The sequence below is a fragment of the Streptosporangium heterodermiicola genome (assembly GCF_051390675.1).
Classification (GTDB): Bacteria; Actinomycetota; Actinomycetes; order Streptosporangiales; family Streptosporangiaceae; genus Streptosporangium.
Map to the genome: position 1 here is coordinate 1 of NZ_JBPJSR010000039.1, position 16168 is coordinate 16168.

Consider the following 16168-nt stretch of genomic DNA (forward strand, 5'->3'; position numbering starts at 1 on the left):
CCGGACTTCGGCGTGACGCATGCGTCCCGACGAAGGGAAGTGATCAGAAGGAGGGTCCCGAGGCTCTGGCGATCTCCGCCGACCCCCTCGGGCCTGTGAACTCTATGTACGCCGCCGAGGTCCGTCAAATCGAAGAACGCGCCTCGCCATGACGTGTTTCTCACCTGCTGGGTAGAGATCCGTTATGACGGACCAAAGAGTGTTGCCCAGGGCGCTCGTCGTGCTCCTCTGCGCCGCGGGCGCCGTGGTCACCCTGGGCGGGATCAGGGAGATCGGGTCGATCATCGGGCCGGTGTTGCTGGCCCTGGTCCTGGTCCTGGCGGTCTCCCCGGTCAGGACCTGGCTTCGCGAGCGTGGTGCCCCCGGGTGGACGCTGGTGGCGGTCCCTCTCGCGATCGTGCTGCTGGTGCTCCTGGGCATGGTGGCGATCCTGACCGTGGCGGTCGCGCAGATGGCGGCCCTCGCGCCCACCTACGACGCGCAGTTCAACCAGCTCGTCGCGGAGGCGCAACAGCAGGCGGCCAAACTCGGTTTCGGTACCCAGCAGATGAACGAGGCGATCAACTCCTTCGACCCCGGCAAGATCTTCGCGCTCGCGCAGGGGTTCGTCTCAGGACTGCTGGGCGTGTTCTCCGGCCTGATCCTCATCGTCGTCCTGGTGCTGGCCATGTGCCTGGACGCTCAGTCCTTCTCCCGGATCCTCGCCATGGGAGCGGCGCGCAGACCCCTGCTCATCGGGGCGCTCAGCAACTTCGGCCACAAGACCCGCCGTTACCTTCTGGTCTCGACGGGGTTCGGGCTCATCTGCTCCGCGCTGGACGTGGCCGCGCTCTGGATTCTCGGCGTGCCGCTCCCCCTCCTCTGGGGAGTGCTGGCGCTGATCACGAACTACATCCCCAACGTCGGCTTCGTCCTGGGACTGATCCCGCCGGCCCTGCTCGCCCTCTTGGAGGGCGGGCCCAAAACCATGATCTTCGTGATCGTCGCCTACATACTGATCAACTTCGTGGTGCAGTCGCTGATCCAGCCGAAGTTCCTCGGTGACGCGGTCGGCCTGTCCACCACCGTGACCTTCCTCTCGCTCATCCTGTGGACGTTCCTGCTCGGCCCGCTGGGCGCGCTGCTGGCCATCCCGCTCAGCCTGCTGACCCGGGCGCTGCTGATCGACAGCGATCCCGACGGCGACTGGGCCGCCGCTCTCGTGTCCGGGAACGTCCCCGACGACGAGCAACCCGGGGCGGGGAAGAAACCGGGCGGCGACCAGGGCAAGAACCCCGCGCCCGTACTCTGAGGCTCATGTACCGCGAGTGGGCTCCGGACTCCCGCGTCGCCGGGTGGGTGGCCTGCGTGTGGAGCAGCGAGGCGACCTCCGCGACGACGCAGCTGGTCGTGCCCGACGGCTGCGTGGACCTGGTCTGGGGGCCGGAGGGAGCACTCGTCGCGGGGCCCGACACGGGCCCGAAACCCGTCCGGATGGCGCTGGGTGACCGCTACGCGGGGATCCGGTTCAGGCCCGGCGCGGCGGGCTGGCTGTTCGGCGTGCCGCTCGACAGCCTGCGCGACCTGCGGGTGCCGCTGTCCGATCTGGAACCGCTCGCGGAACTGTCCGATCTGGAACCGCCCACCGCGCCGGGACCGGAGTCGTCCGGACCGGCCGGGATTCGCTCGCCGGAGCCGTTCCTCGACACCGTCCAGCGGGCGCTGGCCGTACGGCTGCGCGCGGCGCCGGGACCCGACCCGGCCGCGCCCGTGATCGCCGAGGCGTTGCGGGCGGGGCGGAGCGTCAGGGAGGTGGCCTGGAATCTGGGAGTCGGCGAGCGGCAGCTCCTGCGCCGGTCCCTGCGGTCTTTCGGGTACGGCCCGAAGGTGCTGCAGCGGGTGGTCAGGTTCCAGCGGGCGCTGTGGCTGGCCAGGCACGGCGTCACGGCGGCCGAGGTCGCCGTGGTCAGCGGGTACGCCGACCAGGCGCACATGGCGAACGAGGTACGGCGGCTGGCGGGGGTGCCCCTGAGCCGGTTGCTCGATCAATCCGGCGACCCCTGAGCCGTCTGCTCGATCGGCCTGGCGCCCCCGAGCCAACCGCTCGGTCAGCCCGGCGACCCCGAGCCAACCGCTCGATCGGCCCGGCGCCCCCTGAGCCGGTCGCTCGGTCGGCCCGGTGGCGGGAACGGCTGACCGGGCCCGCGCGGGGCAGTCGTGCCGGGACGCGGAGCAGGCGTGCCGGGATCAGGCGGGCTCCAGCGCGACCGCTCCGCCGCTCACCCGGCTCCGGCCGTCAGGGGAGGCGATCGAGACCTTCAGCGTGCTGGGCCGTCCCATGTCCACCCCCTGGATGACCGTGAACTCCGAGGAGCCGTTCCCGAGAACCCGCAGGTAGCCGCCGAAGGCCGCGGCGGCGGCGCCGGTGGCGGGGTCCTCCACGACGCCGCCGACCGGGAACGGGTTGCGGGCGTGGAACCGCTCGTCGCTCTCCCGCCAGAACAGGTTCACCGTCGTCCAGCCTTCGCGGGTCATCAGCGCTTTCAACCGCTCGTAGTCGTAGTCGAGGCCGGCCAGGCGTTCGCGCGAGGAGGCCGCGACCACGAGGTGCTCCACACCGCCGAACGCGACGTGCGGGGGGAAGGCCGGGTCGAGCTCGTCGCGGGACCAGCCGAGGGCGGCGAGGGCCTCCGCCAGCGCGTCCTCCGCGACGGGCCGGGAGCGGGTGGGGACGCTGGTGAGCGTGGCGCGGAGCGCGTCGTCGGCGATCTCGGTGTCGATGGTGATCTCGCCCGCGTTGGTGTCGAACACCAGGCGTCCGGTCCCGAGGCGTTCGGCCAGCACCACCGAGGTCGCGATCGTGGCGTGCCCGCAGAACGCCACCTCCGCCGAGGGGGCGAAGTATCGGACCCGGAAGGCGCGTCGCTCGTCGTCGCGCGCGGTCACGAACGCCGTCTCGGAGTATCCGACCTCGGCGGCGACGGCCAGCATCTCCGCGTCGGAGAGCCCGGCCGCGTCGAGGACGATCCCGGCGGGGTTTCCCCCCTCGGGATCGTGGGTGAAAGCGGTGTAACGCAGGATTTCCACGGTGCTCGTCACAGGACCGGAACTTACCAGCCCCTCCCGGGCCCCGCTGATGCCCCGTCACGCGACGGTGACGGGGCCGGTGACAGGCCACGGGGCCGAGTGGGAAGTCCCGCGCGGTCAGGCGTCGCGGGAGTTCAGGCGGACGCGGGAACGGGCGTCGAGGGCGGTGGTCCCTCGGCGGAGGCGACGGGCTCGGGGGGAACGCGGCGTCCCCACGGCATGGCGAGCGCCAGGATCGGCAGCAGCACGATGGAGGCCTGCGACCAGACGACGTGGAGACTTCGCCAGGTGGCGGAGTCGAACTGGGTCATGTAGAGGTAGCCGTACCCCGCCCAGAGGGAGACGCCGATGATGGCGGGCCAGGCGAAGCGGGTGGGACGGGCGATCAGGAACGGCATGAACCACAGGAGATACTGCGCGCCGAGCCTGGGGGTGGTGACCATGAAGGCGAGCAGCAGCGCCGTGGTGAGGTCGATCGGGTCGGCGCGGCGCCACAGGAAGGCCACCGCCAGCATGGTGACGTAGATGAGACGGGTGCCGAACGTGGCGATCTGCTGGTTCAGGTCGTTGATGCCGTGCATCCAGATGGCGCTGTAGCCCCACTGGCCGACGATCGGGCGGACGTCCTGGATCACCCGGATGACCTCGGGGATCTGGCTCAGCGAGGTGCCGGCGAAGATCGGCAGGGTGACCAGGAAGAAGACCGGCGCGATGCCCGTGGCCACGAACGCCACGGCGCGGGCGCGGAAGGTGGGCAGCAGCAGGAGCAGGCCGGGGATGAGCCAGATCGGCCAGCTCTTGGCGCACAGCGCCAGTCCCATCAGCAGCCCCGCGAACAGGGCGCGGCGCAGGGACTGCCGGTCGCCCTGGCGCGGGGTGAGCGCCCCGCGGAGCACCCCCTCGGGGCCGAAGGCGTGCCGTACGGCACCGGCGAGGCCGTGGAGGGCGACGCTCTGCCGTGCCAGCGCGAGCGGGTTGGTGGTCATGCCCGGCCGGTGCGGGTCGCCGGGGCCTCGGGCGACGACGAAGGCGGCGACGCCGAAGACCAGGGCGACCGGCTCGACCTGGCCGTGGACGGAGGCGACGAGGATGGCGAGCGGGTTGCAGGCGTACTGGAAGGCGCGCAGTGACGCGTTGGGCCCTCCGGCGAGCTTGTCGACCAGCGGGATCAGCACGATGTCCGCGACCACGGTGACCAGGCGCCCGCCGATCTCCCAGGGGATGCCCAGCCAGAGCAGGAGGCCGTAGACGTAGGGGATGGTCGGCAGGAAGTGCCAGCCTCCCGAGCTGCCCAGGACGGGGTCCTCACGGTTCAGGACCGCCTCGCCGGCGGGCTTGAAGCTGTTGATGAAGTCGACCGGTTGCCAGGTGTCCACCGCAGAGGTGGCCATGATGAGCACCCGGAAGGCGATTCCGACCCCCAGGATGACCAGCAGTGAGGGTCTCCAGCCCTTCCACTGCGCGACCAGGGCGAGCACGACACCGAGAACGAGGACGAACCCCGTGAGAATTGCGTAGTCCATGACGGCCCCTAGCCTGCCGGACCTGGCGACCAACCAGCCACCCGGATTTCCAAACCGAGACCACTCTGCCAGTTTTCCCGGCCTCCGGAATCCGGGCCGTCACGGCGGGTGACCGTCGCGCGTGCCTCCGGACACGCGTGAACGCGGGAAGGGGTGACCTCGCCGCCGGAAGTCCGTCTCCCCCGGCGGCGAGGGGCTTTCAGCCCAGGCCGTCGAGATAGGCCCGGTGGCTGCGGGAGAACTCGAAGGCGTTGTACTTGTCCCAGTTGATCGACCAGGTCATCAGGCCGCGGAGGTTCGGGTAGACCCCTCTCGGCCGGTACGACCCGCAGTTGGTCCCCTTGGCCAGGCAGTCGAAGGCCTTCTGGACCTCGGCGACCGTGGTGAACCCGTTACCCGCGAACGGGGCGGCGGGCAGGCCGATGGCGACCTGGTCCTGGCGCAGGGCGGGGAAGACGTTGTTCGGGTTGCCCGCGATGGGGAAGCCGGCGAGCAGCATGTCGGTCATGGCTACGTGGAAGTCGTGCCCGCCCATGGTGTGGTACTGGTTGTCCAGCCCCATGATCGGCCCGGAGTTGTAGTCCTGGACGTGCAGCAGGGTCAGGTCGTTGCGCATCGCGTGGATGACGGGGAGGTACGAGGCGGCGCGCCGGTCGGCGGAGCCGTTGGGGCCCGGGCCGTAGAACTGGTAGCCCAGCTGGACGAAGAACGTCTCGGGGGCCATGGTCAGCACGAACCTGGTGCCGTACCTGGCCTTGAGGGTCCTGAGCGCGGAGATCAGGTTGACGATGACCGGGGTGGTGGGGGCGGACAGGTTGGTGTCGCCGTTGTCGAGATAGAGGGAGTGGCCCTCGAAGTCGATGTCCAGCCCGTCGAGGCCGTACTTGTCGATGATGGCGCCCACCGACTGGACGAACTTGTCGCGCGCGGCGGTGGTGCTCAGCTGGACCTGGCCGTTCTGGCCGCCGATCGAGATCAGCACCTTCTTGCCGAGGGCCTGCTTGGCCCGGATCCCGGCGATGAACTCGGCCTCGGACTCGACGTTGGGGCACTCGGCGACCGGGCACTGGGTGAAGCGGATGTCCCCGGAGGTCACCGAGGTGGGCTCGCCGAAGGACAGGTTGATGACGTTCCACTCGTTGGGCACGTCCGCCATCCGGGTGTAGCCGGAGCCGTTGGCGAAGGAGGCGTGCAGGTAGCCGACCAGCACCCGCTTGGGCAGGTTGCCGGGGGGCGGCGTGCTGCTGACGGTCGCGGAGACAGCGCCGGACCTCGCCGACTCACCGGCGGAGTTGGAGGCGCTCACCTGGTAGCCGTGCGTCCCCGCGCCCGGGGTGTCGGTGTAGGTGGTCCCGGTGGGGGTGCCGACCCTGGTGCCGTTGCGGTAGAGGTTGTAGGTGGTCGCGCCCGAGGAGGCGTTCCACCTCAGCGCGACGCTCGTGCCGCTGACGGTGGCGGCGAGCCCCGACGGGACGGCCGGGAGTTGCGGCTGGCCGGAGCCGACCGTCACCGAGACCGCGCCCGACCGCGCCGACTCGCCCGAGGCGTTCGTCGCGCTCACCTGGTACGAGTGGGTGCCCGTGCCGGGGTTCTCGGAGAAGGTGGTCCCGGTGGGGGTGCCGACCCTGGTGCCGTTGCGGTAGACGTTGTAGCCGGTCGCGCCGGGGGAGGCGCCCCAGCTCAGCGAGGCGGTGGTGGCGTTCCCGGTGCCGGTGAGCCCGGTGGGCGCCGCGGGGGGCTGCCCCTGCCCGGGTGCTCCGTCGAGGACGACGTCGTCGGCCTGGTAGGCGCCCTGGCCGTACCAGCCGTTGACGTAGATGGTCACCGAGGTGGTCGAGGCGCCGGTGGTGAACGAGGTCGACAGCTGGGCGTAGGACGACGGCGAGGACGTCCACGTGCTGGGGTCGGTCCCGCCGGTTCCGGTCGCGCCGAGGAAGACGTAGCCGCCCCTGACCCAGGCCGACAGGGTGTAGGCCGAGGACGGCCTGACGCTCACCGTCTGCTGGCAGCGGGCGGTGTCGCTCCCGGCCGGGGTGGCCTGCAGTGCCCTGGTCCCGCCGTGCACCGGGGAGGACACCGCGGTGGCCCCGGAGGACGCCGTGCAGGTCCAGCCGGTCAGCCCGCTCTCGAAGCCGGGGTTGGCCGCGATGTTGGCGGCGTGGGCGGGTGACGCGGCGAGCATCGTCCCGCCCAGCGCCAGTGCGGCGATCGCCGCGAGTTTCCTGAACCTCATCCGGTGAACCCCTTGAAGATGTTGGTGAACTCCCAGGCCGACTGGGAGATGCCGCTGCAGGTCGGTGAGACCTGGCCGGTCGGGCAGCCGCCGTTGTCGCGGGCGCTGGACCAGAAGCCGACGAAACCGACGTGGTTGGTGTTGGCCCAGGCGAGCAGCTTGCGGGCGTCGGCCTGGGTGGTGGTCATCCCGGTGTCGTTCCTGCCGATCATCGGGGTGAGGCCCAGCAGTTTCTTGAGCTGGGCGTCGGTCTTGCCTGGCCAGACGGTCCTCATCTGGGCGAGGGTCGCCTGCGCGGCGGCGATCATGGCGTCGCCCCAGTTGCCGGTGTAGCCGAAGTTCATCAGCATCGGGTTGACCATGACGTTGAGGCCCCTGGCGGCGGCGTCCTGGAGGATCGACAGCGAGAACGGGTCGACGCCGTAGTCCTGGCCCTGGATGCGCAGGGTGTAGCTGATCACGGTGCCGCGCTCGGCCTGGAGCTGCTTGAGGGCGGTGTTGACCTTGGCCGCGTCGATCGAGGCCTCGACGTCGACGTCGAGGTGGTTGGTGCCGACCGTGTCGAGGACCTTCTTGTAGGCGGTGACCAGCGCGGCGGAGGTGCCGCAGACGTGCTCCAGGTACGGTCCCATCGCGCCGCCGGTCGCCACGACGACCTGGCCGCCCTGGGCCTGGAGCGCCCTGACGTCGTTGACGATCCGGGAGTCGTTGATCGGGATGGTGCCGCCCCAGGCCGGGTTGCAGCCGCTGCTGTCGCCGAGGGCGAAGGCGAGGGTGTAGTTCCTCACCCCGGTCGCCGCCGCCGCGCCCACCAGGGAGGGCGTGGGCATCGTGATGTCGATGTAGGGGGCGTACCGGATCTCGCCGCCGGGGGGCGGGCCGGTGTCGCGGCTCGTACGGCCGCTGACGGAGGCGGTGTAGGCGGAGCAGTTGCCCGCGGCGTCGCAGGCCCGGACGCGGAAGCCGTAGGCCGTGTCGGGGTTCAGCCCGGTCGCGGTGTACCCGGTGCCGGAGCCCGTGGCGACCGCAGCGCCGTTGTCGCGGGAGACCTCGTAGCGGGCCACGCTTCCCGAGTTGTCGGTGGAGGCCGACCAGCCGAGGGTGAGCGAGGTGGCGGTCGGGCCGCCCACGGTGAGGTTGCCCGGTACGGTCGGCGGGGTCGTGTCGCCGGGGATACCGGTGCCGGGCGGGCCGTCGAGGACGACGTCGTCGGCCTGGTAGGCGCCCTGGCCGTACCAGCCGCTGGTGTAGATCGTCACGGTGGTGGTCGAGGCGCCGGTGGTGAAGGTGCGCGCCAGCTGGGTGTAGGCCGACGGGGACGCGGCCCACGTGCTGGTGTCGGTGGTGCCGGTGCCGCTCACCCCCAGGAAGACGTAGCCGCCGCGCACCCAGGCCGACAGCGAGTAGGACGAGGACGGCCTGACGCTCACCGTCTGCTGGCAGCGTGCCTGGTCAGAACCCTGGGGGGTGGCCTGCAGGGCCCTGGTCCCGCCGTGTACGGGCGAGGAGACGGTCGTGGCGCCCGAGGAGGCGGAGCAGGTCCACCCGCTCAGCCCGTTCTCGAAGCCCGGGTTCGTCGCGATGTTGGCCGCGTGGGCCGGTGTCGCGGCCAGCGTCGTCCCGCCGAGCGCCAGTAAGGCGGCCACGGCGAGTTTCCTGAGGTGCATCCGGTTTACCCCGCAGAGATCTTTAGGAGGGTGTCGTGGGGGTGCGGCCCGCACCCCGGGCGGGGTGCGGGCCGTACGGGTCGTGCGGGTTGTGCTTTTTGTGCGGTTTGTGCAGGTCGTACGGGTCGTGCGGGCTCGCTGCGTGCCGGTCAGAAGCCGGCGGTGACGCGGGTGAAGTCCCAGTCGTTCTGGGCGATCCCGCTGCAGTTGGAGGTCACGCCGCCGCCGGGGCAGGGACGGTCGCGGTTGACCGCCCAGTAGGCGAAGCGGGTCAGGCCCCTGGCCTTGGCCCAGTCGCGGATCTGGGTCCAGGCCGCGACCGTGGTCAGCTCCTGCTGGTCGGACAGGCCGTTCATGCCGGAGATGCCCATCCGGGCGTACGCCTGCGCGTCGGTCCAGCCGTTGGCGGCCTTGAGCGCGTTCTTCAGGCCCTCGGAGGCGTTGACGGTGTCGTTGTAGATGTTGGAGCTGCCGAAGTCGAACGGCATGATCGTGTAGTTGTCGATCGGCACGGCCAGCGCCTTGGCCTGGTTGATAAGGCGGATGCCGGGAGCCGTCGGGCCGGTGGTGGAGGTGCCGAAGGTGACGGCGATCTTGACGTTCGGGTTGTTCTGCTTGACGATCTTCAGGCCGTTGAGGATGCGGTCCTGGACGGTGAAGTTCTCGAACTCGTCGGTGTTCTCGATGTCGAAGTCGACGACCGCGGGACCGACCGCGTTGATGACCTGCTGCACGGCTCCGGCGAAGGCGGCCGGGGTGGAGCAGTTCGGGCCGAGCTTGTTACCCGACCAGCCGCCGAAGGAGACCTGCACGCTGCCGCCCGCGGCCTTGATCTGGTTGATCGCGGCCTGGTCGGCGCCGCCGGTCAGCGGCCGGTTGCCGTCCCAGGCGGGGTTGCAGCCGCCGCCGGACAGGATGAACGCCATGGTGAACGACTTCACGCCGGTGGCGCTCATGACGGTCGCGGGGTTGGGCGGGTTGCCCCAGCCCATGTAGAGGTACGGTGCCCCGGCCATCTTGCCGCCGGGCGGCGGGTTGGTGCAGCCGGTGGTGGTGGCGCTCACCGCGCCGCTGGCGAGCGACTCACCCTGGGCGTTGTACGCCTTGATCGTGTAGGTGTGCGAGGTGCAGGTCCCGAGCGAGCCGATCGTGGCGGTGGTGCCGGTGACCTGGGCCCGCTGCGTGGTCCCCTCGTAGACGCGGTAGCCGGTGACCGTGCCGCTGGAGGCGCCCCACGACAGGGAGATCGAGGAGTTGGTGGTGCCGGTGACCGACGGGGTGCCGGGTGTGCCCGGCGTCCCGGGGGTGCTACCGCCGCTGCAGGCGACGCCGTTGAGGGTGCAGTTGGACGGGGTCGCGCTGCCCGGCGTGCCGTTGAAGCCGAAGCTCGCGCTCGCGCCGGGGGCCAGGGTGCCGTTCCAGCCGACGTTGGTGAAGGTGAAACGCTGCCCGCTACGGCTCATCGACGCGTCCCAGAAGGACCCGACGTTCGCCCCCGAAGGAAGGTCGAAGGCGACAGACCAGCCGTTGATCGTCGTCGTACCACCGTTGGTGACCGTGTACTTGCCCTCGAACCCGGTACCCCAGTTGGAGACCTTGGTGAAGACGGCGGTGTTGGGAGCCGCGAACGCGGGGGTCGCGACCAGTGACAGGCCGATTGACATGCCGAGCGCGGCCAGGACCGCGGTCAGCGTTCGTCGTAATCTCATGGCTCTTCCTCGGTTGGGGGGATGCGAGGTCTGGGGGGTGTGAGGGGCCGGGGGTGCGAGGTGCTGCCGGGTGCGGGTTCCGGGGCCTGCCCGGCCAGGTCGCGAGTCGTACGTCGCGCTGTGCCGGGCAGGTCCCGAAGCGTTAGGGGAGGGTCGCGAGGTGCGGCTTGACGGTCCTGGAGAAGTTCCAGTTGTTGCTGGCGTCCCAGTTGATGGACCAGGTCATCGCGCCACGGATCCCGGGGTAGGCGCGCGGCGGCACGAAGCTGCCGCAGTTGGTCCTGGTGGCCAGGCAGGTCAGGGCCTGGTTCACCAGGGCGGGGGCGACGATCCCGCCACCGGCCGCGCCGGGCCCGGCGGGCAGGCCGAGCGCCACCTGGTCGGGGCGGAGGCCGTTCTCCAGCTGGATGCAGGCCAGCGCGGTCATGAAGTTGACCGAGCCCTGCGAGTAGGCGGCCATCTGGTCGCAGCCGAGCATGGAGCCGGAGTTGTAGAACTGGGTGTGGACGACGGTGAGGATGTCCTTGATGGCGAGCGCCAGCTTGAAGTACTCGCCGCCGGTGGACTGCATGTCGATGGTCTGCGGCGCCATCGTGATGATCAGGTTCGCCCCCGCCTTGGCCCGCAGCGAGCGGAGCGCCTGGCCCATGTAGGTGGAGTTGAGCCCGTTCTCCAGGTCGATGTCGACGCCGTCGAAGCCGTAGCTCTGCATCAGGGCGTAGACGGTGTCGGCGAACTTGGTCGCGGCGGCGGCGCTGGCCACCTGCACGCGGCCCGCCTCGCCGCCGACCGAGAGGATGACCTTCTTGCCACGGGAGTGGAGGGTCTGCACGTCGGCCCTGAACTGGGCGTCGGTGTAGCCGCCGAGGGAGGCGGACAGTCCCGGGTCGACGCCGAAGACGACCTCACCGGCGGTGGCGGTGGCCTCGCCGAAGGAGACCGCGACCAGGTCGTACTCGTTGGGCACCGCCGACAGCCGCAGCTCGACGGCCGGGTTGTCGAAGTTGTGCCAGTAGCCGGTGAGGAAGTGCTTGGGCAGCGGGCCGCCGCCGGTGCAGCCGTTCGTGGTCGCGCTGGCCGGGTCGCTCTTCTGGCCCTCGCCTGAGGAGTTGTACGCGGCCACCGTGTAGGTGTGCGCCTCGCACGCGCCCAGCCCCGACACCGTCGCGCTCGTCCCGGTCACGGTCGCCCTGACCGTCGTGCCCTCGTACACCCGGTAGCCGGTCACCGTCCCCGACGACGCGCCCCACGACAACGCCACACTGTTCGTGCCGCCGGTCGCCGACGGCGTGCCCGGCTTGCCGGGGGCACCGCTGGTGCAGCCGGTGGTGGTGGCGCTCACCGCGCCGCTGGCGGCCGACTCACCCTGGGCGTTGTACGCCTTGACGGTGTAGGTGTGCGAGGTGCAGGTCCCGAGCGAGCCGATCGTGGCGGTGGTGCCGGTGACCTGGGCCCGCTGCGTGGTCCCCTCGTAGACGCGGTAGCCGGTGACCGTGCCGCTGGAGGCACCCCACGACAGGGAGATCGAGGAGTTGGTGGTGCCGGTGACCGACGGGTTCCCCGGTGTCCCCGGGGTGACGGGGGTGCTGCCGCCTCCGCAGGCCACGCCGTTGAGGGTGCAGTTGGACGGGGTCGCGCTGCCCGGGGAGCCGTTGAAGCCGAAGCTCGCGCTCGCGCCGGGGGCCAGGGTGCCGTTCCAGCCGACGTTGGTGAAGGTGAAACGCTGCCCGCTACGGCTCATCGACGCGTCCCAGAAGGACCCGACGTTCGCCCCCGAGGGCAGATCGAAGGCGACAGACCAGCCGTTGATCGTCGTCGTACCACCGTTGGTGACCGTGTACTTGCCCTCGAACCCGGTACCCCAGTCCGAGGTCTTGGTGAAGACGGCGGTGTTGGGAGCCGCGAACGCGGGGGTCGCGACCATCATCGTCATGACGAGGGCCGCCAGAGCGACGAGAGAGCGGGCGATGGCGCGTAATTTCACGTTAACCTCATGCATTCCGTGGGGGTGACCGTACGGCCCGCGCCACGCGGGGGGTGCGCGGGCGCGAACGTGGGCGCGAGCCGTACGGCGGGGTGGGCACGGCTCCGACCGGGGACCGTTCCGTTTGTCGGCGCGGGGCGCCGGGGACCGCCGGGTTCAGCGAGTCGTCACCGAGTCGCCGGGACCTGGAGCTGGGCCTGGGCTCGGGTTTCGGCCCGGGGGTGAGCTTGGGGCCGGGCTCGGGTCTCGGCCTGGGGCTGAGCTTGGGGGTGGGCTCTGGCCTGGAGGTGGGCCCTGGCCTGGAGGTGGGCCGCCGTCACGCGCTCCGGACGCGGCCGACCGGCGTGCGATGCCGGTGGGATCCGGTGCCTGCGCTTCGGTGACGGGCGGCGACCGCTCCTGGGGAGGATCAGGGGCTCGGCGGAGGTGTCCGTGATCGCGCGCTCACTCGTGATTCCCTGGCGCCGGTGCTCACCCATGGCTCGCGAACCCTGGCCTGAGGCCTCGGGACGGGCGGGGACGGCGGCGCCGAAAGCGGCCGAGGTGGCCGTACCGAGGGCGGGCGTGACGGGGGCCGCGAGGGTCACTGTGGTCTCGGTGGCCCCGGTCGCGGGGACGGCCGTGACGCCGGAGACGGGGGCGGGCAGGCCGGAGTGAGGGCTTGCAACCGCAGTCAGGACGAGTAAGGGAAAGGTGCGCCGCATGATCGCTCCCATGGACGTGGAACCTGGGGGGTGAGGCGTCCGGACGGTCGGACCTTCAGCAGCGACGGCTGCCGCCGTCGAGTTTTCGCAGCTAGAAATCGGTCGGAGGGGAGGCTCGGGCCACGGGCACCCCCTGTCGGCATTTCTTTTAGGAAAGTTTCCTAAGAGTTGTCGCGATCGTAGCCTTGACAGACCCCTGCCACAAGGCCCAAAAACGTCAGTCGTCGCTGCCGTGCCGGGACGCGTTCCGGCGACCGCGTCCGGGAACGCGGAGGAACGGCACGGTCACCCCTCGTCCGCGCCCCTCCCCCGCCCCTCACTCCCGTCCACCGCCCCCGTCCCTCACCGCCATCAGGGGTCGACCCCGGATCGACCCCGGATCGACGGTGGCCCTTGCGGGCACGATTCGTCGCGTCCGGACGACGCGATCCGTGGCATCCGAATCAAGCGATCCACGGCGTCCGGGTCACGTGGTTCACGGATCCGGACGGCATCGCGCATGGCGTACGGACGACAGCGCGCATCGCGTCCGAGTGGCACGGCGCACGGCATCCGGACGGCATCGCGCATGGCGTACGGAGAACCCGGAAAGGGAGATAAGCACCTTTAGGCGGTACGGTAATGACGCATCCGTAACGCCCCCTGGAGTAACGCCGTGTTCTTTGGCATCACCGACATCTGGACCTACGTGGCCGGCGCCTTCTTCATCATCCTGTTGCCCGGCCCGAACTCGTTGTACGTGCTCAGCACCGCCGCCCAGCGCGGGGTGCGGCAGGGCTACCGGGGGGCGATGGGGGTCTTCGTCGGCGACACCGTCCTGATGGTGCTGGCGGCGGCGGGGGCCGCCTCCCTGCTGAAGTCGTCGCCGCTCCTGTTCAGCGTCGTCAAGTACGCCGGCGCGGCCTACCTCGCGTGGATCGGGTTCCAGATGCTCCGGTCCGCCTGGCGCTCCTGGCGCTCCCCCGGCACCGAAGGCACGGAGGCGGCGCCGGCTCCGGAGCGGACCGTGGAGAACCCCTTCCGCAAGGCCCTGATCGTCAGCCTGATGAACCCGAAGGCGATCCTGTTCTTCATCTCGTTCTTCATCCAGTTCGTGGACCCCGCCTACGGCACCCCCGCGCTGTCGTTCCTGATCCTGGGCGCGATCTGCCAGCTGTTCAGCGTGCTCTACCTGTCGGCGCTGATCTTCGGCGGCACGTTCCTGGCCGGGCGGTTCCGGGCCCGTCGCGGGCTGTCGACCGGGCTGCGGACGGGCGTGGGCGCGCTGTTCATCGGCTTCGGGGCGAGGCTCGCCACCGCGACCCTCGGCTGACGCCGGTCACCGCCCCTCCCGGCCGCCACCGGAGCCCCTGAGCCCCTGGGGCTCGGGCGGCACCGGCTACCGCGACCTCTGGTTGACCTTGATCGCGACGCTGACGAGCGAGAGGAACAGCTCGGCGTCGGCCCGGCCCTCGATGGACATGGACACCCATCCGGCGTCGGCGCCAGGGGTGATCCGATGGCAGTCGGTGAGCACCCTCGCCCACCGGTCGATCACGGGCTTGGTGAGGAGCAGCTGCGCGGTGTGGTCACCGGACATCCTGACGATCTCCCGGCCGTCGGCCCGGAAACCCAGTCCTTTCCTGGTGCGTTTCAGCGCCAGGTCCGGCCAGCGGACGAGCTGGGCCGCGACATTCTCGACACCCTCGGTGGAACGGCGGGACGCGTGCGTACGCAGCACTGCCATGCCTCTCATGGTCGCGGACCGGACCCGATCAGGAAAGCTCCTGTTTCTCAACCGTTACCGGCATAGCGATCCTTTTTGTGAACCGTAATGATCTGTACCGGTCTCATCCGTTATTGCAGTGTTATTGGGTTGTTTTCACGAGGGCACGGCACGAGGTCAGGTACGGTGAGTGGCCGGTGACCATCCGGAGGTAACCCTTCCCGCAACCCCCCGCGACGGCCTGACATGCTCGTGTCACGCCGGGGTAGGCGTGAACGCCCAGCGTCTGCCACCGCACCAGCCCGTGGAGCGTCATGAGCCACCAGCCCATCGTCCTCCCCCGCCTCGCCGCTCTCGCCAGGCAGGCGGCACCGAAGCTGCTGGAGGGCGTCGTCGCCCCCCTCGCCGTGTTCTACGCCGCTCTCGCCCTCCTCGGCCTGAAGGGCGCGCTGATCGCGGCGGTCACCTGGGTGTACGCGGGGGTGGGATGGCGGCTGGTCAGGCGGATCCCGGTGCCCGGCACGATGATCCTCGCCGTCATCGCGATCACCGTACGGGCGCTGCTGGGGTTCTGGACCGGGAGCGCGGTGATCTACTTCCTGCAGCCGGAGCTCGGGACGATCTGCATCAGCATGGTCTTCCTCGCCTCGGTGCGGTTCAACCGGCCGCTGGTGCAGAAGCTGACCCTCGACTACATCCACCTGCCCTCGGCGGTGCTGAAACACGAGCGGGTCCGCCGGTTCTTCGCCCGGATCACCCTGCTGTGGGCCTTCGTGCTGCTGGCCAACTCCGCGGTGAGCATCTGGCTCCTGCTGCACGAGTCGATCGGCACCTACCTGCTGGTCCGCACCTCGGCCGTGGCCGTGATCAGCGGCCTGGCGGTGGCCTTCTCCCTGTACACCTTCCGCCGGGTGCTGCGCCGCCTGCACTACGACCCCGTCGCCACCCCGGCCATCGCCGCCCCGCCCGCCTGAGCGGGAATCCGGCTCCTCCTTACGGGGGGAAACCGCGGCGCGGTAGGCGTACGAATGAGGGGGCAGGGAGGTTTCCATGGTCATCGCGCGTCAACCGAAACGCTGGGCCGGGTTGCCCGTCTTCGCCGTCGCGCTCGTGCTGGTGGCGGTGGTGGGGTCGCTGGCGGCCGTCAACGCCGGGAGTGAGTACCTGTCGCTGGAGCGGCCGCCCTGGGCGCCGCCGCAGTGGCTGTTCGGCCCGGCCTGGACGGTTCTGTACGTCATGATCGCCCTGTCCGGCTGGCTCGCCTGGTCGGCGCGCGGCCTGACACCGGCGCTCGGCGTCTACGCCGTCCAGCTCGTCCTCAACACCGCCTGGACACCGCTGTTCTTCGGCGCCGGGCAGTACGGCCTGGCGTTCGCGGAGATCGTCGTCCTCTGGCTCGCGATCGCGCTCAACATCGTCATGTTCCGGCGGATCAGCCGCCCGGCCGCCTGGTTGCTCGTCCCCTACCTGCTCTGGGTGACGTACGCGGCCTCGCTGAACTTCGCGATCTGGCAGCTCAACTGAGCCGCGTCCCCGCCGGGGATCCCTGAGGAGGGATCCCCGGGCCGTTCGAGCGA

The 16168-nt window shown here is 70.4% G+C and carries 12 protein-coding genes; 5 read left to right on the plus strand and 7 right to left on the minus strand.

What is annotated here, in order from left to right:
• Positions 1–184 precede the first annotated feature (184 nt).
• Together ACSC1Q_RS40910 and ACSC1Q_RS40915 are read left to right on the plus strand one after the other, a co-directional pair.
• Positions 185–1291, plus strand: coding sequence for an AI-2E family transporter (locus ACSC1Q_RS40910; protein WP_436764128.1), 1107 nt, complete (start codon positions 185–187; stop codon positions 1289–1291).
• A gap of 5 nt (positions 1292–1296) precedes the next feature.
• Positions 1297–2043 carry a DUF6597 domain-containing transcriptional factor gene (locus ACSC1Q_RS40915; protein WP_436764129.1) on the plus strand — a complete coding sequence of 249 codons (747 nt, stop codon included), beginning with the start codon at positions 1297–1299 and terminating at the stop codon, positions 2041–2043.
• Positions 2044–2226: 183 nt separating this feature from the next.
• Here the strand turns inward: ACSC1Q_RS40915 and ACSC1Q_RS40920 are convergent, their stop codons facing one another.
• The 6 genes from ACSC1Q_RS40920 to ACSC1Q_RS40945 all read right to left on the minus strand — a co-directional run bounded on the left by ACSC1Q_RS40920 (position 2227) and on the right by ACSC1Q_RS40945 (position 12182).
• Positions 2227–3078: a PhzF family phenazine biosynthesis isomerase gene (locus tag ACSC1Q_RS40920; RefSeq protein ID WP_436764130.1), complete on the minus strand. Its 852-nt coding sequence runs from the start codon at positions 3076–3078 to the stop codon at positions 2227–2229.
• A gap of 122 nt (positions 3079–3200) precedes the next feature.
• Positions 3201–4589 carry a putative hexosyltransferase gene (locus ACSC1Q_RS40925; protein WP_436764131.1) on the minus strand — a complete coding sequence of 463 codons (1389 nt, stop codon included), beginning with the start codon at positions 4587–4589 and terminating at the stop codon, positions 3201–3203.
• Between the two features lie 199 nt (positions 4590–4788).
• Entirely contained in the window at positions 4789–6822 is a 2034-nt protein-coding gene (locus ACSC1Q_RS40930; RefSeq protein ID WP_436764132.1) for a carbohydrate binding domain-containing protein, read from the minus strand.
• Positions 6819–8468, minus strand: coding sequence for a carbohydrate binding domain-containing protein (locus ACSC1Q_RS40935; protein ID WP_436764133.1), 1650 nt, complete (start codon positions 8466–8468; stop codon positions 6819–6821). Before ACSC1Q_RS40935 ends, ACSC1Q_RS40930 begins: the two co-directional genes overlap by 4 nt.
• Positions 8469–8638: 170 nt before the next feature.
• Complete coding sequence (locus ACSC1Q_RS40940) at positions 8639–10198, minus strand: cellulose binding domain-containing protein (RefSeq protein ID WP_436764134.1); 1560 nt, start codon at positions 10196–10198, stop codon at positions 8639–8641.
• 142 nt (positions 10199–10340) lie between these two features.
• The gene (locus ACSC1Q_RS40945) at positions 10341–12182 is read right to left on the minus strand and encodes a cellulose binding domain-containing protein (RefSeq protein WP_436764135.1); all 1842 of its coding nucleotides are present in this window, start codon (positions 12180–12182) and stop codon (positions 10341–10343) included.
• 1359 nt (positions 12183–13541) lie between these two features.
• Here ACSC1Q_RS40945 and leuE point away from each other — a divergent pair.
• Entirely contained in the window at positions 13542–14198 is a 657-nt protein-coding gene (gene leuE / locus ACSC1Q_RS40950) for a leucine efflux protein LeuE (protein ID WP_436764136.1), read from the plus strand.
• A 66-nt stretch (positions 14199–14264) separates the two neighbouring features.
• Here the strand turns inward: leuE and ACSC1Q_RS40955 are convergent, their stop codons facing one another.
• Complete coding sequence (locus tag ACSC1Q_RS40955) at positions 14265–14612, minus strand: luciferase domain-containing protein (protein WP_436764137.1); 348 nt, start codon at positions 14610–14612, stop codon at positions 14265–14267.
• A 293-nt stretch (positions 14613–14905) separates the two neighbouring features.
• Between ACSC1Q_RS40955 and ACSC1Q_RS40960 the strand changes: the two genes are divergently transcribed.
• Complete coding sequence (locus tag ACSC1Q_RS40960; RefSeq protein WP_436764138.1) at positions 14906–15565, plus strand: VC0807 family protein; 660 nt, start codon at positions 14906–14908, stop codon at positions 15563–15565.
• Positions 15566–15641: 76 nt separating this feature from the next.
• The gene (locus tag ACSC1Q_RS40965; protein ID WP_436764139.1) at positions 15642–16115 is read left to right on the plus strand and encodes a TspO/MBR family protein; all 474 of its coding nucleotides are present in this window, start codon (positions 15642–15644) and stop codon (positions 16113–16115) included.
• Positions 16116–16168 lie beyond the last annotated feature (53 nt).